The sequence below is a fragment of the Pseudomonas sp. CAU 1711 genome (assembly GCF_039888625.1).
Classification (GTDB): domain Bacteria; phylum Pseudomonadota; class Gammaproteobacteria; order Pseudomonadales; family Pseudomonadaceae; genus Aquipseudomonas.
On the sequence record NZ_JBDQQT010000006.1, the window covers coordinates 47,289 to 67,409 of the forward strand.

Here is a 20,121-nt window from a genome sequence, read left to right on the forward strand (position 1 = left end):
GCGGCGGGTCAGGGGGCGAGGCTAGACGTCCTCGGCGATGCTCCGCTTGGCCGTGCGCGGCGTCACCCCGGTCCAGCGCTTGAAGGCGCGGCGGAAGTTGCGCACGTCGCTGAAGCCGGTGGCGCAGGCCACGTCGATCAGCCGGTTGTCGCGCTGGCCGAGCAGTTGCAGGGCGTGGGCCCGGCGCTGCTGGTCGAGGATGCCGTGATAGCTAAGGCCCGCCTCGCCGATGCGCCGGCGCAGGGTGCGTTCGCTCAGGTTCAGCTGGCCGGCCAGCTGGCTCAGCGTGGGCGGGTCGCCGAGGTTCTTGCGTACCTCGCGCTCGATGGTCTCGATCAGGTCGCTCAGCCCCTGCTCCTGGCGCTGGGTGTCGTCCAGCAGCAGGCAGGTCTCGGCGGCGACATAGTCGTCGCGGGTCGGCAGCGGCAGTTCCAGCCAGCTGAGCGGGAACTGCACCAGGTTGTGCTCGCCGGCGAAGCGCAGCGGGCAGCGGAACAGCTCGGCGTAGCGCTGCGCGTGCGGCGGACTGGGATGCTGCACTTCGATGCGGCTGGCGACCAGGTCCAGGCCGGTGAGGCCGCGGACTATGGCCAGGCTGCTGGCGAAGGCCTCCTCCAGGTAGAACACCACCACATCCGGGTCGAAGAAGCGCGGCGTGGCGTGCACCTGCACCTGGTCGCCGACTATCTCCATGCGGTAGTCGAGCAGGCTGCCGATATGCCACTGGTAGCGCAGCGCCAGTTGCAGCGCCGCGCCCAGGTCCGGACTGGCCAGCATGGCCAGCCCGACCAGGCCCCAGGACACCGGCGTCTGCCGGCTGCCGACTGCCAGGCCCAGGCCGCTGTCGCCCAGCACCTGGCGGGCGCGGCGCAGCAGCTGGTAGCTCTGTCGGAAGGACAGGCGGTAGTCCGGCCGTTTCAGGTCATCGGGGGCGAAGCCCAGGCCACGGCACAGCAGCGCCGGATCATGGCCGCGGGAAATCGCGTACTGCAGCAGGAAACGGGAAATCTGCGGCGGCGCCGAGGCCTCCGAATAGCGCGGGTCGACTATGGGTTTCATGCCTGTGTCCCGGTGGCTTGAGAAGCGGCTGCCGGCAGTGTGCCGCAAACTGCGCGCGATGAAAGTGTTTGCAAATGTGACGGGCCTCTTGAGCCGTCTTTTTTGTCCGTTTTGGCCCCATGCCGGCCCTGTCGTTGCCGTTAATTTCAACGGGACTCAGGAGGGGCATATGTCATACAACAAAAGCAAGATGGCATTGGCAATGGGGTTCGGGCTGTGGGGCGCGCAGCTGCAGGCCTTGCAGATCGACACCGGGCCCGATCTTACGACTTCCCTGGAGAGCGTCGCCGAGTACACCACGGTGTACCGCACCGGCTCGCCGGAGCGCATCTACCGCGATGGGCAGAACGTCTTCGCCAACAACAACGACGGCAGCGAGTACTACGACCGCGGCTTCGTTTCCCACGAGTTCAAGCTGACCTCGGAGCTGCATGTGCGCACCGCGCAGGACGGCCTGTTCGTGCGCGGCACCGCCTGGTACGACGCCCAGCTCATGGATAACGATCCCAGCGGGGACGCCTTCGCCACCCACAACACCGACAGCGACGAGCGCTACCCCTCGGACCTGGAGAATCGCGCCGGCCACCGCGCGCGCCTGCTCGACGCCTACCTCTATACCAACCGCTACCTTGGCGAGATGCCCTACAGCCTGCGATTCGGTCGCCAGGTGATCAACTGGGGCGAGGGCATCTACTACTCGGACGGCCTCAACGTGGTGAACCCGGTCGATATCGGCCGCGTGGTGCTACCCAATGCCAGCCTCAAGGACGCGCTGCTGCCGACCAACATGATCTCCGGCCAGCTCGGCCTGAGCGACGCGTTGAGCCTGGAGGCCTTCTACGGCCTGGAGTGGAAGGGCCACGAGCTGATTCCCACCGGGGCCTTCCTCAACAACCAGGACTACTTCGGCAAGGGCAGCAACGGCGTGCTGGTGGACCTGCGCGGCGAGCTTGGCGCCCTGGCCGAGCTGGTGCCCGGGCTCAATGGCGAGAACGGCGTGGTCGCCGGCGCGCGCTACGGCCGCGAGCACGATGCCCGCGACGACGGCCAGTTCGGCGTCGCCTTGCGCTACCTGATGGAGGAGTGGAACAACACCGAGTTCAGCCTCTACTACCTCAACTACCACAGCAAGGTGCCCTTCCTGCGCATCCAGAAGGGCCAGTCCATGGCCTGCAGCGCCGGCAGCGGCGGGCGCTTCGCCGATCTGTGCGGTATGGCCAAGCTGCTCGACCCGGCCTCGGTGCCGCTGGTGGACGGCCTGGCCCTGCTCGACAGCACCTACTACGACTTCATCTACCCCGAGGACATCCGCCTGTTCGGCCTCAGCGTGTCGGGCACCGTCGGCGACACCAGCGTGGCCGGCGAGCTGACTTACCGGCCCAACGCGCCGCTGGAGCCCTCGATGATCTACGAGCTGGAGGCGCTGGGCGAGGGCGCCCTGGGCGCGGGCGGGGCCAGCGGCGGCAGCATCGACCTGGGCGAGTTCGGCGACGGCTCGGCCAACGACCCGCGGCGCAGCATCGACCTGTACAAGCGCCACGAGCTCTACACCGGCTCGCTCTCGGCCATCCACAGCTTCGGCCCGGTGCTCGGCCTGGACGACCTCATGCTGCTGGGCGAGGCGGCCTTCAACCACGTGCCGGGCAGCCTGCTGGACTCGGTCAACTATGAGTACCTGGACTCCTTCGCCTGGGGCTACACCCTCAACCTCTCCGGGCTGGTGCAGGACGTGCGGCCGAACTTCGACCTGCTGCCGGCCATCACCTTGCGCCAGGACGTCTCCGGCACCTCGCCCTCGCTCAACGAGAACTTCGTCCAGGGGCGCAAGTCCGCCACCCTCGAGCTGGGCGGCAAGTACGGCCAGCGCCTGGCCGGCAAGCTGGCCTACACGGCGTTCTGGGGCGCGCGCAAGGACAACGCACTGATCGACCGCGACCACGTCGCCCTCAATCTCTCCTACTCCTTCTGATGGCAGGAACCACCATGACCACAACAGCTTTGCGGGCCAGCAGCGTCCTGCTCCCACTCGCCCTGCTGCTGCCACTGGCGGCCCAGGCCAAGGTCGGCGCCGAGCAGGCGGCGCAGCTCGGCAGCACGCTCACTCCCTTCGGCGCCGAGCGCCAGGGCGATGCGGGCAAAGGTATTCCCGAGTGGAGCGGCGGCCTCGGCCAGGCGCCGGCCGGCTATGGCGGGCCGGGCAGCTTCCATGCCGACCCCTTCGCCGGCGAGCGACCGCTGCGGGTCGTCGATGCCCACAACATGGCCGCCGACGAGGCCAGTCTCAGCCCGGGGGTCAAGGCCCTGCTCAAGACCTACCCGCAGAGCTTCAGGCTGCCGGTCTATCCCAGCCATCGCAGCTTCGCCGCGCCGCAGGAGATCTACGCCAACACCCGGCGCAACGCCGAGCAGGCCAGCCTGGCCGCTGGCGGCAACGGTTTGAGCGATGCCTATGCCGGGGTGCCGTTCCCGATTCCGGCGGATGGCCGCGAGGCGATCTGGAACCACATCGCCCGCTGGCAGGGGCGCTACCAGGACGAGGTGGCGGTGACCGCCCAGGTCACCACCAGCGGCAGCTATTCGATCCTGCGCGAGCGCATCCAGATGCTGTCCAACTACTACCATCCGCAGAAGGGCGCCGGCAGCCTGGACAACCAGCTCTACTACTTCGCCAGCGAGCTGCTGCCGCCCTCGCGCGACGCCGGTCGCGCGCTGCTGGTGCACGAGCCCATCGATCAGGTCGCCGAGCCGCGCTCGGCCTGGATCTACAACCCCGGCCAGCGCCGCGTGCGGCGCGCGCCGACGCTGGCCTACGACACGCCGATCGACGGCATCTACGCCGACGACACCGACATGTACAACGGCGCCACCGACCGCTACGACTGGAAGCTGCTCGGCAAGCAGAGCCTGCTGGTGCCCTACCACAACTACGCGATGGAGCAGCCGGGGCGCGCGCTCGACGAGCTGATCAAGCCGGGCCACCTGAACAGCGACCTGACTCGCTGGGAGATGCACCGCGTGTGGGTGGTCGAGGCCACCCTGCGCCCGGGCCAGCGCCACGTGCACGGCAAGCGGCGCTTCTACCTGGACGAGGACAGCTGGTACGCCCTGATGGTGGAGAACCATGACGCCCGCGGCGAGCTGTGGCACGTCAACCTGGCGTTCAGCAAGAACGCCTACGAGGTGCCCACCATCACCCCGGTGAACATCGTCTACCACGACCTGATCGCGCGCAGCTACACGGTGATCGGCCTGCGCAACAACGAGAAGGCGCCGCGCCAGTTCCACCTGACGCCGCCGCCGCAGAGCTACTTCACCCCGGCCAGCCTGCGCCGCAAGGGCACCCAGTAACTATTCCCCCCTCTCCCACTCGTGGGAGAGGGGCTGGGGCGGCCCGCGTAGGGGAGAGGGACGGTCAGATGCCCCTAACCCTCTCCCGTGAACGAGAGAGGGCATTCGATGTTTTTCCGCCTTGGGGTGTGGGCCTTCGGCCTGGCCGCCGGTCCGCACCGACCGAGAAACCACCGGCTGAGTTCAAGCCACCGATTGCAGTTCTTGCAAGAGCCTCCGGCTCGAGGTGCTGAATAATGAAAACAAGGAGAATCGCCTCACTGCTGCTCGCTTGTCTGGGCAGCGTCCTGTCCCTGGCCGTCCAGGCCTACAGCGACAACTACCTGGTCGGCGTCGGCAAGCACGACGTCACCGGCGCCGCCGCCGAGATCGGCATGATGGGCTACGCCGACCCCGCGCAGAAGAGCAGCGGCATCCACAACCGCCAGTACGCCCGCGCCTACATAGTCGCGGAGAACAACGGCGGGCCCGCCGTGGTGTTCGTCAACGTCGATGCCGGCGCGCTGTTCCAGTCGGTCAACCAGGCGGTGATCGAGCGCCTGCGCCAGCGCTTCGGCGAGCGCTACAACGAGAGCAACGTGGTGCTCAGCGCCACCCACACCCACGGCGCGGCCGGCGGCCAGTCGCACTACGCGCTGTACAACCTGACCATCTTCGGTTTCATCAAGGAGAACTTCGAGGCTCAGGTCAATGGAATAGTCGCGGCCATCGCCGAGGCCCACGCCAACCTGCGCCCCGGCCATGTGCTGGTCAACCGCGGCGAGCTGCACAACGCCAGCATCAATCGCTCGCAACCGGCCTACGACAACAACCCGGCCGAGGAGCGCGCCCGCTACGGCAGCTCCATCGATCCGGAGATGCTGGTGCTGCGCCTGCGCCAGGGCGCGCGCGATGTCGGCATGATCAGCTGGTTCGCCGTGCACCCGGTGTCGATGAACAAGAGCAACACCCTGCTCACCAGCGACAACAAGGGCCGCGCCGAGTGGCGTTTCGAGGAGCTGGCCAGGGCCCAGGGCAACCCGGACTTCGTCGCCTCCTTCGCCCAGAGCAACCACGCCGACACCACGCCGAACCTGAATCTGGACGGCACCGGGCCCACCGGCGACATGTGGCGCAATACCGAGATCATCGGCGACCGCCAGTTCGACAAGGCCCTGCAGCTGTACCAGGGCGCCAGCGTGCAGCTGACCGGCGGCGTCGACTTCCGCCACCAGTACAACGACTACTCGAAGATCCGCGTGCGCCCGCAGTTCGGCCAGGGCCAGGAGCGCAAGACCTGCAACGCCGCGCTGGGCTATGCCTTCGCCGCCGGCACCGAGGACGGCCGCGGGCTGGACGACGTCGACGAGGGCACGCTGGAGACCAATCCGCTGCTCAACCTGATCACCCAGGCCATCACCCCGCCCACCGCGGCGGATATCGCCTGCCAGGCGCCCAAGCCGATCATCCTCCAGCAGAGCGCGTTCAAGCCCTATCCCTGGAGCCCCGAGGTGCTGCCGGCGTCGGTCCTGCGCATCGGCCAGTTCGCCCTGCTGGCGGTGCCCGGCGAGTTCACCGTGATGGCCGGGCGGCGCCTGCGCGAGACGGTGCGCGGCGTGCTCGGCAACGACCAGCTGCTGGTGCTGGCCGGGCTGTCCAACGCCTACTCGGGCTACGTCACCACCGCCGAGGAGTACGACAAGCAGCACTACGAGGGCGGCTCCACCCATTTCGGGCGCTGGACCCTGGCCGCCTACCAGCAGGTGTTCCACGACCTAGCCGTGGCCCTGCGCGACCGCCAGGCGGTGATCAGCACCCTGCAGCCGCGTGACCTGCGCCACGACCAGCACAACTTCGTCCCCGGGGTGGTCTACGACAATCCTCCGCTGGGCAAGCGCTTCGGTCAGCTGGTCAGCGACGCCAAGGCCCAGTACCGCGTCGGCGAGACGGCCCAGGCGGTGTTCTGGACCGGCCACCCGCGCAACAACCTGCGCATCGGGAGCAGCTTCCTCGAGGTGCAGCGCAAGGTGAACGGCGCCTGGCAAACGGTGGCCACCGACAATGACTGGAGCACCCAGTACCGCTGGCTGCGCAAGGACGGCTTCTGGGGCACCTCGCAGGCCACCCTGCGCTGGACCATCCCCGCGGGCACGCCGGCGGGCGAGTACCGCCTGGTCCACCATGGCGACAGCAAGGCCCCGGTCACCGGCCGGATCACGGCCTTCTCCGGCGCCAGCCGGGGCTTCGTCGTCGTGCCCTGAGCCGTCGCGGTAGTGACGCAGCGCCGCGAAACCCGCAAAATGCCGTTTTTCGCCCCGCCGCCAGGCGGGGCCTTCCTCGGATCAGTCGGGTCTTGTTCTGAATCATGCGAATGCGGCTTTTGTTGCTGGGTGGGGGCAGTGCCCTGGGGCAGGCGCTGGTGCGCCAGGGGGCCGAGGAGGATATCGGCTTCCTCGCCCCGCGCCCGCCGGAAGCCGGCTGGGACGCCGCGAGCCTGACCCAGCTGCTCGACGAGACCCGCCCGGACGCGGTGATCAACCTGGCCTACTACTTCGACTGGTTCCAGGCCGAAGGCTTCGACGAGGCCCGTTTCGCGCGCCAGGAGCGCGCCGTGGAGCGCCTCGCCGAGCTCTGCCAGCATCACCAGATTCTCCTCCTGCAACCCTCCAGCTACCGGGTGTTCGACGGTTCGCGCGCCACCGCCTACAGCGAGAAGGACGAGCCGGTGCCGCTCGGCCTGCGCGGCCAGGCCCTGCTGCGCATCGAGCAGAGCGTGCGCGCCGCCTGCCCACGGCATGTGCTGCTGCGCTTCGGCTGGCTGCTGGACGAGAGCCCCGAGGGCCAGCTGGGGCGCTTCCTGCGCCGCGCCGAACGTGGCCAGGAGCTGCTGATGGCCGACGACCGGCGCGGCAACCCGACCCCGGTGGACGACGCCGCGCGGGTGATTCTGGCCGTGCTCAAGCAGCTCGACTGCCAGAGCCCGCTGTGGGGCATCTACCATTACGGCGGCCACGAGGCCACCACGCCCCTGGCCCTGGGCCAGGCGGTGCTGGCCGAGGCACGCGCCCTGCATCCGCTGGCGGTGCAGGAGGTCGGCGCCCAGGCCCACGCCGCCCGCAGCGATGCCAGCGACGAGCCGCAGCACGCGGTGCTGGCCTGCAAGAAGATCCTGCACACCTTCGGCATCAAGCCGCGGGCCTGGCGCGCCGGCCTGGCCGCGCTGCTGGATCGTCACTATCGACACCGTTGAGGCTGCCATGAGCGATCTGCCCATCCTGGTCACCGGCGGCGCCGGTTTCATCGGCTCGCACCTGTGCGATGCCCTGCTGGCCGCCGGCCACCGGGTGCGCGTGCTGGACAACCTGTCCACCGGCAAGCGCGCCAACCTGCCGCTGCACGATCCGCGCATCGAACTGCTCGAAGGCGACGTGGCCGACGCCGCCCTGGTGCGCCGCGCCGTGGCCGGCTGCGCGGCGGTGGCCCACCTGGCCGCGGTGGCCTCGGTGCAGGCCTCGGTGGACGACCCGGTGGCGACCCACCAGAGCAACTTCATCGGCACCCTGAACGTCTGCGAGGCGATGCGCGAGGCCGGCGTGCGCCGGGTGGTATTCGCTTCGAGCGCCGCCGTTTACGGCAATAACGGCGAGGGCGTGGCGGTGGCCGAAGACACGCCCAAGGCGCCGCTCACGCCCTATGCCGCGGACAAGCTGGCCAGCGAGCACTACCTCGATTTCTACCGTCGTCAGCACGGCCTCACGCCTGCGATCTTCCGCTTCTTCAATATCTTCGGCCCGCGTCAGGACCCGTCCTCGCCCTATTCCGGGGTGATCAGCATCTTCACCGAGCGCGCCCTGGCCGGGCAGCCGATCAGTGTGTACGGCGACGGCGAGCAGACCCGCGACTTCTTCTACGTCGCCGACCTGGTGCCGCTGCTGCTGCAGGCGCTGACGGCCGAGCGGGTGGAGGCCGACGCGGTGAATGTCGGGCACAACCAGTCGATCAGCCTGAACCAGCTGCTGCAGGCCCTGCGCGAGGTGCTCGGCGGCCTGCCCGAGGTCAGCTACCAGGCACCGCGCCCCGGCGATATCCGCCACTCGCGGGCGGACAACGCCCTGCTGCGCCAGCGCTATCGCCTGGCGCCGGCCACCCCGCTGCGCGAGGGGCTGGCGCGCCTGCTCGGTCGCTGAGGCCTCACAGCTGGCGCTTGAGCGCGGCGATGCGCGCGTCCTTGTCCTGCCACAGCTGGCTGACCCAGGCCTGCAGGTACTGGCGAAACTCGGCATCGTTCTCGTAGTCGCCGGCCCACAGCTGCGGGTCCAGCTCGCGGGTCTGGATATCCACTATCACCCTGTCTACCCGGCCGCTGATCAGCGCCCAGAAGCCGGGCGCGCGCTTGCCCGGATAGACCAGGGTGACATCCAGCAGGGCGTCGAACTGCGCCCCCAGGGCGGCCAGGGTGAAGGCCAGACCGCCGGCCTTGGGCCGCAGCAGGTGCTGGTAGGGCGAGCTCTGCTGGGCCTGCTTGGCCGGCGTGAAGCGGGTGCCCTCCAGGTAGTTGACCACGGTCACCGGCAGGTCCTTGAAGCGTTCGCAGGCGCGCTTGGTGATCTCCAGGTCCTTGCCGGCCATCTGCGGATTCTTGGCCAGGTAGGCCTTGGAGTAGCGCTTCATGAAGGGGTAGTCGAGCGCCCAGAAGGCCAGGCCGAGGAAGGGCACCCAGATCAGCTCCTGTTTGAGGAAGAACTTGAAGTAGGGCGTCTTGCGGTTGAAGGCCTGGATCAGCGCGGGGATGTCGACCCAGGACTGGTGATTGCTCACCACCAGGTAGGAGCGGTCGCCGCGCAGGCCGTCGCCGCCGCGGATGTCCCAGACGGTGGGGGTGAGGGCGGCGAAGATCGCCTTGTCCACTTCCGCCCAGGTCTCGGCCACCCACATCACCCCGCGCGAGCAGAGCTTGCGCAGCCGGCGATGGGGCGCGGCCAGCTTGAGCAGGGCGATCAGCAGCAGCGGGCCGATCAGGATCAGGGTGTTGAGCAGCAGCAGGAGGATGATGCAAAGGGCGGTGAGGAGTCGGCGCATGGGAACTTCCATATTTTGAGCAGGGCGATCATAACCATCCTCCGCGCTGTCGCGAATGGCGGAGGGCGCCTAGACTCGATTGGTAGCAATGTGCCTCGGTCTGGCTCCGCGGGGGCGGAGTCGGGAGCAATCTGTCTACCGGTCCTCCATCGTGCTGAAACGTATCGCCGTTACCGAGCTCTGCCTCGGCATGTATATCCACGAGTTCTGCGGATCATGGATGGACCATCCGTTCTGGCGCGGGCGCTTCCTGCTGGACAGCGAGCGCGACCTGCAGCGCATCCTCGACACCAATATCCACGAAGTCTGGATCGACGTCGGCAAGGGCAAGGACGTGGCGCCCGGGCAGGTCAGCCAGACGGTCGAGGAGGTCGAGGCGGAGGCCGAGGCGCAGCTGCTGGCGGTGGTCGAAGCCCAGCCCATGGTCGCCCGCGCCAGCCTGGAGGACGAGGTGCGCCGCGCGCACAAGCTGTGCACGCGCTCCAAGCAGGCCATAGTCGCGATGTTCTGCGACGCGCGCATGGGCCAGGCGGTCGAGGTCGAGCATGCCGCCGAGCTGGTGGAGGAAATCTCCAACTCGGTGCTGCGCCATCCCAACGCGCTGATCAGCCTGGCGCGGCTGAAGACCAGCGACGAATACACCTACATGCACTCGGTGGCGGTCTGCGCCCTGATGATCGCCCTGGCCCGCCAGCTCGGCCTGAGCGAGGAGCAGGTGCGCGAGGCCGGCATGGCCGGCCTGCTGCACGACATCGGCAAGATGGCCATCCCCGACAGCATCCTGAACAAGCCGGACAAGCTCACCGACGCCGAGTTCGCCACCATGCGCGGCCATCCCGAGGCCGGCGCCCGCCTGCTCCTGGGCGGCGGGCGGATCAGCGCGCTGGTGCTGGATGTGTGTCTGCACCATCACGAGAAGTATGACGGCAGCGGTTACCCGCATCGCCTGGCTGGCGAGCGGATCGGCCTGTTCGCGCGCATGGGCGCGGTGTGCGACGTGTACGACGCCATCACTTCGGACAGGCCCTACAAGCGCGGCTGGGATCCGGCCGAGGCGATCCGCAAGATGGCCGAGTGGAAGGGCCACTTCGATCCCCTGCTGTTCCAGGCCTTCGTCAAGTCGGTGGGCATCTACCCGGTCGGCGCCCTGGTGCGCCTGCAGAGCGGGCGCCTGGGGGTGGTCATGGAACAGCACGAGAAGTCCCTGCTCACGCCCAGGGTCAAGGTGTTCTTCTCCACCCGTACGAAGATGCCGATCCTGCAGGAGGTGGTCGACCTGGCCAAGCTGGCCGGGCGCGACAAGATAGTCGCGCGCGAGTCGGTGGAGGACTGGGGCTTCAAGAATATCGAGGAGCTCTGGTCCGGTCGCGAGCGGGGCGAGGGTTCGCTGTTCGACTGAGGGCCGGCATTGACGGGCGCCGGGCGCTGCGGCACCGTGCCGGCATCGCTCACCACCGCCGCACGGACGCCATGCCGCATATCCTCATCGTCGAAGACGAAGCCGCCATCGCCGACACCCTGGTCTTCGCCCTGCAGGCCGAAGGCTTCGCCACCACCTGGCTGCAGCTGGGCGAGGCGGCGCTGCAGTTGCAGCGCGGCAGTCCGGCCGACCTGCTGATTCTCGACGTCGGCCTGCCGGACATCAGCGGCTTCGAGGTGTGCAAGCGCCTGCGCCGTTTCTCCGAGGTGCCGGTGCTCTTCCTCACCGCGCGCGACGCCGAGATCGACCGGGTGGTGGGCCTGGAAATCGGCGCCGACGACTACGTGGTCAAGCCCTTCAGCCCGCGCGAGGTGGCGGCAAGGGTCAAGGCCATTCTCAAGCGCCTGCTGCCGCGCGGCGAGGCGCCGCCGGCGAGCGACGGCGGGCCGTTCCGCCTCGACCTCGCACGGGCGCGCATCGACTACCACGGCCAGGCGTTGTCCCTGACCCGCCACGAGTTCCGCCTGCTGCAGACCCTGCTCGGCCAGCCCGAGCGGGTGTTCTCCCGCGAGCAGCTGCTCGATGCCCTCGGCGTGGCCAGCGATGCCGGCTACGAGCGCAACATCGACAGCCACATCAAGAGCCTGCGCGCCAAGCTGCGCCAGGTGGCGCCGGCCGCCGAGCCGATCCAGACCCACCGCGGCCTGGGCTACAGCCTGAGGGAGGAGTGATGCCGCTCGGCGTGCGCATCTTCCTGGTCTACTTCCTGTTCGTCGGCCTGGCCGGCTGGTTCGTGCTGAGCACGGTGATGGACGAGATCCGCCCCGGGGTGCGGCAGAGCACCGAGGAGACCCTGGTCGACACCGCCAACCTGCTGGCCGAGATCCTGCGCGACGACCTGCGCGCCGGCCGCCTGCAGCAGGGCGCCTGGCCGCGCCTGCTGGAGTCCTATGGCGAGCGCCGGCCGCAGGCGCGCATCTGGGGCGTGAGCAAGCAGGCGGTGAACCACCGCATCTATGTCACCGACGCCGCTGGCATCGTCCTGCTCGATTCCAGCGGGCTGGCCGTCGGCCAGGACTACTCGCGCTGGAACGACGTCTACCTGACCCTGCGCGGCCAGTACGGCGCCCGCTCGACCCGCGAGGACCCGGCCGACGAGGACAGCTCGGTGATGTACGTGGCGGCGCCGATCACCGATGGCCAGCGCATCATCGGCGTGGTCTCGGTGGCCAAGCCGAACAAGTCGCTGCAGCCCTATGTCGAGCGCTCGCAGCGCCGCCTGGCCTGGCTCGGCGCCGGCCTGATCGGCCTCGGCCTGTTGATCGGCGGGCTGCTGTCCTGGTGGCTCAGCGGCTCGCTGCGCAAGCTCACCCGCTATGCCCAGGCGGTCAGCCAGGGCCAACGCGCCGAGCTGCCGGCCCTGCGCGGCGGCGAGCTGAACCAGCTGGCCGAAGCGGTGCAAAAAATGCGCACCGAGCTGGAGGGCAAGGCCTACGTCGAGCGTTACGTGCATACCCTGACCCACGAGCTGAAGAGCCCGCTGGCGGCCATCCGCGGCGCCGCCGAGCTGCTCGAGGGCGAGCTGCCGGCCGAGCAGCGCCGGCGTTTCGTCGCCAATATCGCCGGTGAGGGCGCGCGTCTGCAGCAATTGATCGAGCGCCTGCTCAATCTGGCCCAGGTCGAGCAGCGCCAGGGCCTGGAGGAGCGCGTGGCGGTCGAGCTGCACGGCCTGGCCGAGGAGCTGCTGGCCGCCCAGGCGGCGCGTGTCGAGGCCGCCGGCCTGCGCGTGGAGAACGCCATCCCGCCGGGGCTGTGTGCGCTCGGCGAGCGTTTCCTGTTGCGCCAGGCGCTGGCCAATCTGCTGGACAACGCCCTCGACTTCGTGCCGCCCGGCGGCCTGCTGCGCTTCGCCGCGCAGGCCAGCGGCGAGCGCCTGGAGCTGACCCTGTTCAACCAGGGCGAGGCGATCCCCGACTATGCCCTGGCGCGCCTGACCGAGCGCTTCTATTCGCTGCCGCGCCCCGCCAGCGGACGCAAGAGCACCGGCCTGGGGCTCAACTTCGTGCGCGAGGTGGTGCTGCTGCACGGCGGCGAGCTGCAGGTCGGCAATGTCGCCGGCGGGGTCCAGGCACGCCTGGTGCTGCCGCGCGCCTGAACGGCGCGCGGCTTGCAACACATTGTTGCGCAGCGACCCATGGTCGTCGGGCTCTGCTACAACTGTGAAAGGTCCAGACAAGGGGGAGACACCACAACGATGAAGACCGTTGCCGAACTGCTCAGAAGCAAGACCAGCGCCTATGTCCACAGCATCGCCCCGGACGCCTCGGTGCTCGATGCGGTCAAGCAGCTGGCGGAGAAGCGCATCGGCGCCCTGCTGGTGATGGCCGGCGGGCGGCTGGTGGGCATCGTCAGCGAGCGCGACTACGTGCGCAAGCTGGCCGAACTGGAGCGCGCCGCCTTCGATGCCAAGGTCAGCGACATCATGACCGCCGAGGTGATCACCGTCGGCCCGCGCGACAGCGTGCAGCACTGCCTGCAACTGATGACCGACCGCCGCCTGCGCCACCTGCCGGTGCTGGCCGAGGGCGAGCTGATCGGCATGCTGTCGATCGGCGACCTGGTCAAGCAGACCATCGACGACCAGGCCAGCCTGATCCAGCAGCTGGAGCAATATATTCGCGGCGAGGTGGGCTAGTTACATCGCTCTGCGTGAACCGCGCGTAGGCTGGCGTAGAGGCGCCGTGCGCCGAAACCCAGCGTGATTCGTCGCTGGGTTTCGCTGTGCTCTACCCAGCCTACCCGGTTGCTACTGCGCGGCTTGCCACACAAACTCCACACAGTCTCCATACAGCCCGCATGGCGCCGCCATTGGCGCCGTCGAGACTCTCCCCACGGTCCAACCCAAGGAGAGTTCGAATGAGCCGCAATCTGTTGATCAAGCTCGGCGCCATCGCCGCGCTGATCATTCTGCTGATGATTCCCATCCTGATGATCGACGGCATGGTCGAGGAGCGTCAGTCCCTGCGCGACCGCGTGCTGGAGGACATCGCGCGCAGTTCCAGCCATAGCCAGACCATCACCGGCCCGCTGCTGGTGGTGCCCTACCGCAAGACCGAGCGCAACTGGAAGACCCACGTCAACACCGGCGAGCGCTACCTGGAGGAGAGCGAGCGCTCCGGGCGCCTGTACTTCCTGCCGGAGCGTTTCACCCTGGGTGGCACGGTGACCACCGAGCTGCGCGCGCGCGGTATCTACCAGGCGCGGCTGTTCCACAGCAACAGCCGTCTCTCCGGGCATTTCGAGGTGCCGGCCAACTTCGGCATCAGCGAGGATGTGGCCGACTATCGCTTCGGCGAGCCCTTCGTCAGCCTCGGCATCAGCGATATCCGCGGCATCAAGAACAACCTGGTGCTGGAGCAGGACGGGCGCAAGCTGGCGTTCCAGCCCGGCAGCGCCACCAGCCTGCTCGGAGCAGGCGTGCATGCGCCGCTGCCGCTGGCGGTGGCCGACATTCACCAGGGCCGGCGCCTGGATTTCGCCTTCGACCTGCTGCTGCAGGGCACCGGCGAGCTGAACATCGTACCGGTAGGCCGCGAGACGCTGGTCGATCTGGAGGCCGACTGGCCGCACCCGAGCTTCGTCGGTGCCTACCTGCCCGGCGAGCGGGAGATCGATGCCAAGGGCTTCAAGGCGCGCTGGCAGACCAGCTTCTTCGCCACCAACCTGCAGGAAGTGTTGAGCGACTGCGCGCTGGGCCAGGAGTGCTGGGAGCTGAAGAACCGCCATTTCGGCGTCAGCTTCGTCGACCCGGTGGACCAGTACCTGAAGAGCGATCGCGCGCTGAAGTACGCCCTGCTGTTCATCGCCCTGACCTTCGCCGGCTTCTTCTTGTTCGAGGTGCTCAAGCGCCTGGCCGTGCACCCGGTGCAGTACGGCCTGGTGGGCCTTGCCCTGGCCATGTTCTACCTGCTGCTGCTGTCGCTGGCCGAGCACATGGAGTTCGCCCGCGCCTACGCCCTGGCCGCCTCGGCCTGCGTCGCGCTGATCGGCTTCTACGTCAGCCATGTGCTGCGCAGCTGGTGGCGCGGCGGCGGCTTCAGCGTCGCCCTGGCCGGCCTCTACGCCATGCTCTACGCCCTGCTCAGCGCCGAGGACTACGCCCTGCTGATGGGCTCGCTGCTGGTGTTCGGCCTGCTCGCCGCGGTGATGGTGCTGACCCGCAAGCTCGACTGGTACGGCCTGAGCAAGCCGGCCGCCGTCTGACAACTATCGGGCGCGGCCGCTGCCGCGCCCTGCGAGGAGATCGCCATGTTGCGTTTGCTGATGCAGTTCTGTGCCTGCTGTGCGCTCGGCCTGGTGGTGGCCGGAGTGCTGCTGATCGGCCTGATGTTCTTCGGCCAGTTCGACCTGATCCACGGCCTCAACTTCACCGGCCGGCCGCTGGCCTGGCTGGCCCTGGAGCTGCTGCCGGCCGGCTTCTGGGAGAGCCTTACCGGCTTCGCCGATGCCGCCGGCAACCCCCACGTGCGCTCCTTCCTGCAGCTGTGTGCGGCGCTGGGCCAGGTGGCGCTGCTGCTGGGCGCCGGCTTCTTCCGCCTGTGGTACTGGCGATGAGCGGGCATGTCGGCCTGCGCGAGGAGGCGCGCCGGGGCCACCTGCTGGCGCGGCGCATCGCCGGGCTGTTCGCCCGTCAGCGGCTGGGGGCGCTGGCCAGCATCGACGGGCGCCGCTCGACCTCGGCGAACCAGGCGGCCAGCCCCGGGTAGCGCTCGCGCCAGGCCAGCTGCGGCTGGCGCAGGTCGAGATAGCCGAGCGCGCAGGCCAGGCCGATGGCGGCGATGTCGAAGCGGCTGTCGATCTCGGCCAGGGCTTCGCGCTCGAAGTAGGCCAGGCTGTGCTCGATCTTCTCCAGTTGCGCCGCGCTCCACTCGTCCCAGCGCTTGTCCGCGGGGCGCAGGGCCTGTTCGTAGCGCAGCAGCACGGCGGCGTCGAGCATGGCGTCGGCCAGCGAGGCCAGGGTCAGGCGGCGCCAGCGCGCATGGCCGGCGGCCGGAATCAGCGGCTCGCCGACATGCTGGCTGTCGAGGTAGTCGAGAATCACCCGGCTGTCGTGCAGCACGCTGCCGTCGGCCAGGCGCAGGGCGGGGATCTTGCCGGCCGGATTGCCGGCCAGCAGTTCCGGACTGGGGGCGACCGGGCTGGTCTGCACTTCCTGCAGGGCGACGCGCTCCTGCTGGCCGGTCTCGTGCAGCAGCACCCGCACCTTGCGCACGAAGGGCGAGGCGGGGGAGTGGAACAGGGTCATGGTGCTCATGGCGAGGCTCCGCTGGCGTGGGTTCTCTCAGGCTGGCAGCTGCTTGGCCAGCCTGCAAATGCTCGTGCGTCTGCGACCTTGGTCGTAGCCGGCCGCGGGCGAGGGCTCAAGCACGCCGGCTGCAGGGCCCCTGCGACTAAAGTCGCAAGGGCCGCGCGACGCCCGGCTGCTAGGGTCAGGGGGCCCCAACTACAAAAACAATTACCCGGAGGTCCCCATGTCCCTGTCCAAGCAAGAGGCGGCTGCCGCCTACTGGAAAGAAAACCTCAGGCTGATGCTGACGTTGCTGGCGATCTGGTTCGCCGTGTCCTACGGCGCCGGCATCCTCTTCGTCGAGCAGCTCAACGCCATCCAGTTCTTCGGCTTCCCGCTCGGGTTCTGGTTCGCCCAGCAGGGCTCCATCTACGCCTTCGTGGTCATGATCTTCTTCTACGTGTGGAAGATGAATCGGCTCGACCGCAAGTACGACGTCCACGAAGACTGAGGCCGAGACCATGGATACCCAGACCCTGATCTACCTGGTGGTCGGCGCCACCTTCGCGCTGTACATCGGCATCGCCATCTGGACCCGCGCCGGTTCCACCGGCGAGTACTACGTGGCCAGCAAGGGCGTGCACCCGGTGATGAACGGCATGGCCACCGGCGCCGACTGGATGAGCGCCGCCTCCTTCATCTCCATGGCCGGCATCATCGCCTTCGCCGGCTACGACGGCTCGGTCTACCTGATGGGCTGGACCGGCGGCTACGTGCTCCTGGCCATGTGCCTGGCGCCCTACCTGCGCAAGTTCGGCAAGTTCACCGTGCCCGAGTTCATCGGCGAGCGTTACTACTCGCAGACCGCGCGGGTGGTGGCGGTGATCTGCGTGATCTTCATCTCCTTCACCTACGTGGCCGGGCAGATGCGCGGCGTCGGCATCGTCTTCTCGCGCTACCTGGAAGTGGACATCAACACCGGCGTGATGATCGGCATGGCCATCGTGTTCTTCTACTCGGTGCTGGGCGGCATGAAGGGCATCACCTACACCCAGGTGGCGCAGTACTGCGTGATGATCTTCGCCTACATGGTGCCGGCCATCTTCATCTCCCTGCTGATCACCGGCAACCCGATCCCGCAGCTGGGCTTCGGCAGCGAGGCCAGCGGCACCGGGCAGAGCGTGCTGGAACGCCTCAACGGCCTGGGCGCCGAGCTGGGCTTCAGCGCCTACACCGATGGCAGCAAGTCGACCCTCGACGTGTTCTTCATCACCATGGCGCTGATGGTCGGCACCGCCGGCCTGCCGCACGTGATAGTGCGCTTCTTCACCACCCCGACGGTGAAGGACGCGCGCAAGTCGGCCGGCTACGCCCTGCTGTTCATCGCCATCCTCTACACCACCGCCCCGGCCGTGGCCGCCTTCGCCCGCACCAACCTGCTGACCTCGATTCCCAACGTCAGCTACGAGCAGGCACCGGCCTGGTTCAAGACCTGGGAGAACGCCGGGCTGATCGGCTGGCTGGACAAGAACAACGACGGCGTCATCCAGTACGGCCCGGGCGCGCCGTTCGCAGGCAGCCCGACCTTCTCCGCCGAGAAGGGTGCCCATGGCGAGCGTCTGCTGACCAATGCGCCGACCGAGGCCGCCACCGAGCTGTACGTGGACCGCGACATCATGGTCCTGGCCAACCCGGAAATCGCAGACCTGCCGGGCTGGGTGATCGCCCTGATCGCCGCCGGCGGCCTGGCCGCCGCGCTGTCCACCGCCGCCGGCCTGCTGCTGGTGATCTCCACCTCGATCTCCCACGACCTGCTGAAGAGCAACATCAAGCCGGACATCAGCGAGAAGGGCGAGCTGCTCGCCGCGCGCATCGCCGCCGGCGTGGCGGTGGTGATCGCCGGGCTGTTCGGCATCTATCCGCCGGCCTTCGTCGCCCAGGTGGTGGCGTTCGCCTTCGGCCTGGCGGCGGCCTCGTTCTTCCCGGCCATCGTCATGGGCATCTTCTCCAAGAGCATGAACAAGGAAGGGGCGATCGCCGGCATGGTGGTGGGCCTGGCCTTCACCTTCAGCTACATCGTCTACTTCAAGTTCATCGAGCCGAGCGCCACTGCCGCGGACTGGTGGTTCGGCATCTCGCCGGAAGGCATCGGCACCCTGGGGATGATCTTCAACTTCGCCGCCGCCATCCTGGTGGCCAAGCTGACCTCCTCGCCGCCGGAGCGCATCCAGCACCTGGTCGAGGACATCCGCATCCCGCGTGGTGCCGGCGCCGCCCTCGACCACTGATGAGCCGCCCGTGAAGCAGCGCCCCGGCTCGCCGGGGCGTTGTCGTTTCAGCGGGTCATCTTCTTCACGAAAACCACCACGAACAGGGCCATGGTGAAGCTGCCGACGAAGGCCTCGAAGGCGGCGATGGGGCGCGCCAGCCCGTGTGGCGTGATGTCGCCGTAGCCCAGGGTGGTGAAGGTCACCACGCTGTAGTAGAGGCAGTCGAGCAGGTCCATCAGGTTCTCCGCCAGGCCGCGTTCCAGGGCCAGGCCCAGCGGCAGGTCGCCGTGGCGCACGCCGACCATGAAGTACAGCAGGCCGCAGACCAGCACCAGGCCGAGGGAGAACAGCACCACGTTGAGCGGCTTCTCGCCGTAGCCGCAGAACAGGTCGACCAGCCAGGACAGCGCGCGGCGCCCGGACAGGCGCGGCATCTGCAGGCGGCGCATGACCATCTCGCGATGGAAGAACTGCCCGGCCTGCTCGAACAGCCCGGCCTTCTCCAGGCGCAGGCGCAGGTTGCGATAGGTCTCCTCGGCCTCCTCGAACAACTGCCGCGCGCTATCGCCGTCGCCGGCCGCGCGCCGTTCGCGGCCCTTGCGCTCCTGGATCAGGCGTCGGTCCCAGAGCACGTTGTCCAGCCGCGCGCCCTCCAGGCGCACGCCCAGCAGGTTGCAGTCGCGCAGGTCGGCGCAGTGCAGGTTGGCGTCGCGCAGGTCGGCCTTCATCAGCGAGCTGCCGCGCAGGTCGAGGGCGAACAGGTGCGCCCCCTGCAGGTCGGCGCGATACAGGTCGGCGCCCCGCAGCACGAAGCCCTGGCGCTGACCGTGGTTGACCAGGTTGATGCCGGCGAGCGTGGCGTGCTTGAGCTGGAATCCCAGCATCGGCGCGCCGCTGCGCGCGCGCTGCTCCAGTGCCGTGCACAGATCTTCGGCTTGGTGTCGGTCCTGACTGGGGGACAGCCAGAAGTCGTCGTTCGGCGTCTCGGTGTTCATGGGCAGGCCTCGCAGGGTATCTGCCAAGCCTAGTCGCGCGCAAGCGTCTTAGCCTGCGATGTGCGCGTCCACCCAGGCGGCATAGGCGTCGATGAACTTCTGCAGCAGGCCCTCGATAGCCTCGTCCAGCTTGCCCTGCTCGTCGAAGAACTTGCCGGCGCCGCCCAGGTAGGCCTCGGGCTGCTGCATCATGCGCACGTCGAGAAAGACCATCGACTGACGCAGGTGGTGATTGGCGCCGAAGCCGCCGATGGCGCCCGGGGAGGCCGTCAGCACGGCGCCCGGCTTGCCGGCGAACACGCTCTGGCCATAGGGGCGCGAGCCGACGTCTATGGCGTTCTTCATCGCGCCCGGCATCGAGCGGTTGTACTCGGGGGTGACGAACAGCAGGGCATCGGCACCGCGCAGTTGCTCGCGAAAGCGGCTATAGGCCTCGGGCGCCGGGCTGATATCGATATCCTCGTTGTACAGCGGCAGCTCGCCGATCTCGACCAGTTCCATCTGCAGCGAGGGTGGCGCCAGTTGGGTCAGGGCCAGTGCCAGCTTGCGGTTGATCGAGGCCTTGCGCAGGCTGCCCACCAGGACGGCCACCTTGTATGCCTTGCTCATGCGAACTCCCTCGTCACAGTGGGTGTCTGAGCTGGAACTATAGTCAGGCACGGCTTGACGAAGGTTCGGATTGCG

General features: G+C 68.4%; 18 protein-coding genes. 13 read left to right on the forward strand and 5 right to left on the reverse strand.

Going from position 1 to position 20,121, the window contains the following annotated elements; genetic code table 11:
• Positions 1–21 precede the first annotated feature (21 nt).
• Entirely contained in the window at positions 22–1,059 is a 1,038-nt protein-coding gene (locus AAFN46_RS08195; protein WP_347808188.1) for an AraC family transcriptional regulator, read from the reverse strand.
• 169 nt (positions 1,060–1,228) lie between these two features.
• Here AAFN46_RS08195 and AAFN46_RS08200 point away from each other — a divergent pair, with 169 nt between their 5' ends.
• From AAFN46_RS08200 to AAFN46_RS08220, 5 genes are all read left to right on the forward strand, one after another.
• Complete coding sequence (locus AAFN46_RS08200) at positions 1,229–3,028, forward strand: DUF1302 family protein (protein ID WP_347808189.1); 1,800 nt, start codon at positions 1,229–1,231, stop codon at positions 3,026–3,028.
• Between the two features lie 14 nt (positions 3,029–3,042).
• Positions 3,043–4,407, forward strand: a complete 1,365-nt coding sequence (locus tag AAFN46_RS08205) for a DUF1329 domain-containing protein (protein ID WP_347808190.1) — start codon at positions 3,043–3,045, stop codon at positions 4,405–4,407.
• A 236-nt stretch (positions 4,408–4,643) separates the two neighbouring features.
• A complete protein-coding gene (locus AAFN46_RS08210) occupies positions 4,644–6,647 on the forward strand; it encodes a neutral/alkaline ceramidase (RefSeq protein ID WP_347808191.1) in 2,004 nt (667 codons plus the stop codon).
• A 104-nt stretch (positions 6,648–6,751) separates the two neighbouring features.
• Entirely contained in the window at positions 6,752–7,636 is an 885-nt protein-coding gene (locus AAFN46_RS08215) for a sugar nucleotide-binding protein (protein ID WP_347808192.1), read from the forward strand.
• A gap of 7 nt (positions 7,637–7,643) precedes the next feature.
• Positions 7,644–8,573, forward strand: coding sequence for an NAD-dependent epimerase/dehydratase family protein (locus AAFN46_RS08220; protein ID WP_347808193.1), 930 nt, complete (start codon positions 7,644–7,646; stop codon positions 8,571–8,573).
• Between the two features lie 4 nt (positions 8,574–8,577).
• On the opposite strand, the gene AAFN46_RS08225 is transcribed toward AAFN46_RS08220, so the two are convergent.
• Positions 8,578–9,465, reverse strand: a complete 888-nt coding sequence (locus tag AAFN46_RS08225) for an acyltransferase (protein ID WP_347808194.1) — start codon at positions 9,463–9,465, stop codon at positions 8,578–8,580.
• A gap of 151 nt (positions 9,466–9,616) precedes the next feature.
• Here AAFN46_RS08225 and AAFN46_RS08230 point away from each other — a divergent pair, with 151 nt between their 5' ends.
• The 6 genes from AAFN46_RS08230 (at position 9,617) to AAFN46_RS08255 (ending at position 15,499) form a co-directional block, all read left to right on the forward strand.
• Complete coding sequence (locus tag AAFN46_RS08230; RefSeq protein ID WP_347808195.1) at positions 9,617–10,864, forward strand: HD-GYP domain-containing protein; 1,248 nt, start codon at positions 9,617–9,619, stop codon at positions 10,862–10,864.
• A gap of 71 nt (positions 10,865–10,935) precedes the next feature.
• Positions 10,936–11,616 (forward strand): two-component system response regulator CreB, encoded by a 681-nt coding sequence (gene creB, locus AAFN46_RS08235; RefSeq protein ID WP_347808196.1) that lies wholly within the window; start codon positions 10,936–10,938, stop codon positions 11,614–11,616.
• Entirely contained in the window at positions 11,616–13,040 is a 1,425-nt protein-coding gene (gene creC, locus AAFN46_RS08240) for a two-component system sensor histidine kinase CreC (protein WP_347808197.1), read from the forward strand. Before creB ends, creC begins: the two co-directional genes overlap by 1 nt.
• A 99-nt stretch (positions 13,041–13,139) precedes the next feature.
• Entirely contained in the window at positions 13,140–13,580 is a 441-nt protein-coding gene (locus AAFN46_RS08245) for a CBS domain-containing protein (RefSeq protein WP_347808198.1), read from the forward strand.
• Between the two features lie 221 nt (positions 13,581–13,801).
• Positions 13,802–15,148, forward strand: coding sequence for a cell envelope integrity protein CreD (creD, locus tag AAFN46_RS08250; RefSeq protein ID WP_347808199.1), 1,347 nt, complete (start codon positions 13,802–13,804; stop codon positions 15,146–15,148).
• A 48-nt stretch (positions 15,149–15,196) separates the two neighbouring features.
• On the forward strand, positions 15,197–15,499 hold the full coding sequence (locus AAFN46_RS08255; RefSeq protein ID WP_347808382.1) for a hypothetical protein: 303 nt from the start codon (positions 15,197–15,199) through the stop codon (positions 15,497–15,499).
• Between the two features lie 76 nt (positions 15,500–15,575).
• On the opposite strand, the gene AAFN46_RS08260 is transcribed toward AAFN46_RS08255, so the two are convergent.
• The gene (locus tag AAFN46_RS08260; RefSeq protein ID WP_347808200.1) at positions 15,576–16,199 is read right to left on the reverse strand and encodes a glutathione S-transferase; all 624 of its coding nucleotides are present in this window, start codon (positions 16,197–16,199) and stop codon (positions 15,576–15,578) included.
• 217 nt (positions 16,200–16,416) lie between these two features.
• Here AAFN46_RS08260 and AAFN46_RS08265 point away from each other — a divergent pair, with 217 nt between their 5' ends.
• Together AAFN46_RS08265 and AAFN46_RS08270 are read left to right on the forward strand one after the other, a co-directional pair.
• Positions 16,417–16,683, forward strand: a complete 267-nt coding sequence (locus AAFN46_RS08265) for a DUF4212 domain-containing protein (RefSeq protein ID WP_347808201.1) — start codon at positions 16,417–16,419, stop codon at positions 16,681–16,683.
• A gap of 10 nt (positions 16,684–16,693) precedes the next feature.
• Complete coding sequence (locus tag AAFN46_RS08270; protein ID WP_347808202.1) at positions 16,694–18,460, forward strand: sodium:solute symporter family protein; 1,767 nt, start codon at positions 16,694–16,696, stop codon at positions 18,458–18,460.
• A 47-nt stretch (positions 18,461–18,507) separates the two neighbouring features.
• Here the strand turns inward: AAFN46_RS08270 and AAFN46_RS08275 are convergent, their stop codons facing one another.
• Together AAFN46_RS08275 and AAFN46_RS08280 are read right to left on the reverse strand one after the other, a co-directional pair.
• Complete coding sequence (locus AAFN46_RS08275; RefSeq protein ID WP_347808203.1) at positions 18,508–19,437, reverse strand: ion channel; 930 nt, start codon at positions 19,435–19,437, stop codon at positions 18,508–18,510.
• Positions 19,438–19,485: 48 nt separating this feature from the next.
• Positions 19,486–20,046 carry an NADPH-dependent FMN reductase gene (locus AAFN46_RS08280; RefSeq protein ID WP_347808204.1) on the reverse strand — a complete coding sequence of 187 codons (561 nt, stop codon included), beginning with the start codon at positions 20,044–20,046 and terminating at the stop codon, positions 19,486–19,488.
• Positions 20,047–20,121 lie beyond the last annotated feature (75 nt).

Coding starts and splice junctions, on each gene's coding strand:
- AAFN46_RS08195 (WP_347808188.1), bottom strand. CDS start 1,059: ATGAAACCCATAGTCGACCCGCGCTATTCGGAGGCCTCGGCGCCGCCG.
- AAFN46_RS08200 (WP_347808189.1), top strand. CDS start 1,229: ATGTCATACAACAAAAGCAAGATGGCATTGGCAATGGGGTTCGGGCTG.
- AAFN46_RS08205 (WP_347808190.1), top strand. CDS start 3,043: ATGACCACAACAGCTTTGCGGGCCAGCAGCGTCCTGCTCCCACTCGCC.
- AAFN46_RS08210 (WP_347808191.1), top strand. CDS start 4,644: ATGAAAACAAGGAGAATCGCCTCACTGCTGCTCGCTTGTCTGGGCAGC.
- AAFN46_RS08215 (WP_347808192.1), top strand. CDS start 6,752: ATGCGAATGCGGCTTTTGTTGCTGGGTGGGGGCAGTGCCCTGGGGCAG.
- AAFN46_RS08220 (WP_347808193.1), top strand. CDS start 7,644: ATGAGCGATCTGCCCATCCTGGTCACCGGCGGCGCCGGTTTCATCGGC.
- AAFN46_RS08225 (WP_347808194.1), bottom strand. CDS start 9,465: ATGCGCCGACTCCTCACCGCCCTTTGCATCATCCTCCTGCTGCTGCTC.
- creB (WP_347808196.1), top strand. CDS start 10,936: ATGCCGCATATCCTCATCGTCGAAGACGAAGCCGCCATCGCCGACACC.
- creC (WP_347808197.1), top strand. CDS start 11,616: ATGCCGCTCGGCGTGCGCATCTTCCTGGTCTACTTCCTGTTCGTCGGC.
- AAFN46_RS08245 (WP_347808198.1), top strand. CDS start 13,140: ATGAAGACCGTTGCCGAACTGCTCAGAAGCAAGACCAGCGCCTATGTC.
- creD (WP_347808199.1), top strand. CDS start 13,802: ATGAGCCGCAATCTGTTGATCAAGCTCGGCGCCATCGCCGCGCTGATC.
- AAFN46_RS08260 (WP_347808200.1), bottom strand. CDS start 16,199: ATGAGCACCATGACCCTGTTCCACTCCCCCGCCTCGCCCTTCGTGCGC.
- AAFN46_RS08265 (WP_347808201.1), top strand. CDS start 16,417: ATGTCCCTGTCCAAGCAAGAGGCGGCTGCCGCCTACTGGAAAGAAAAC.
- AAFN46_RS08270 (WP_347808202.1), top strand. CDS start 16,694: ATGGATACCCAGACCCTGATCTACCTGGTGGTCGGCGCCACCTTCGCG.
- AAFN46_RS08275 (WP_347808203.1), bottom strand. CDS start 19,437: ATGAACACCGAGACGCCGAACGACGACTTCTGGCTGTCCCCCAGTCAG.
- AAFN46_RS08280 (WP_347808204.1), bottom strand. CDS start 20,046: ATGAGCAAGGCATACAAGGTGGCCGTCCTGGTGGGCAGCCTGCGCAAG.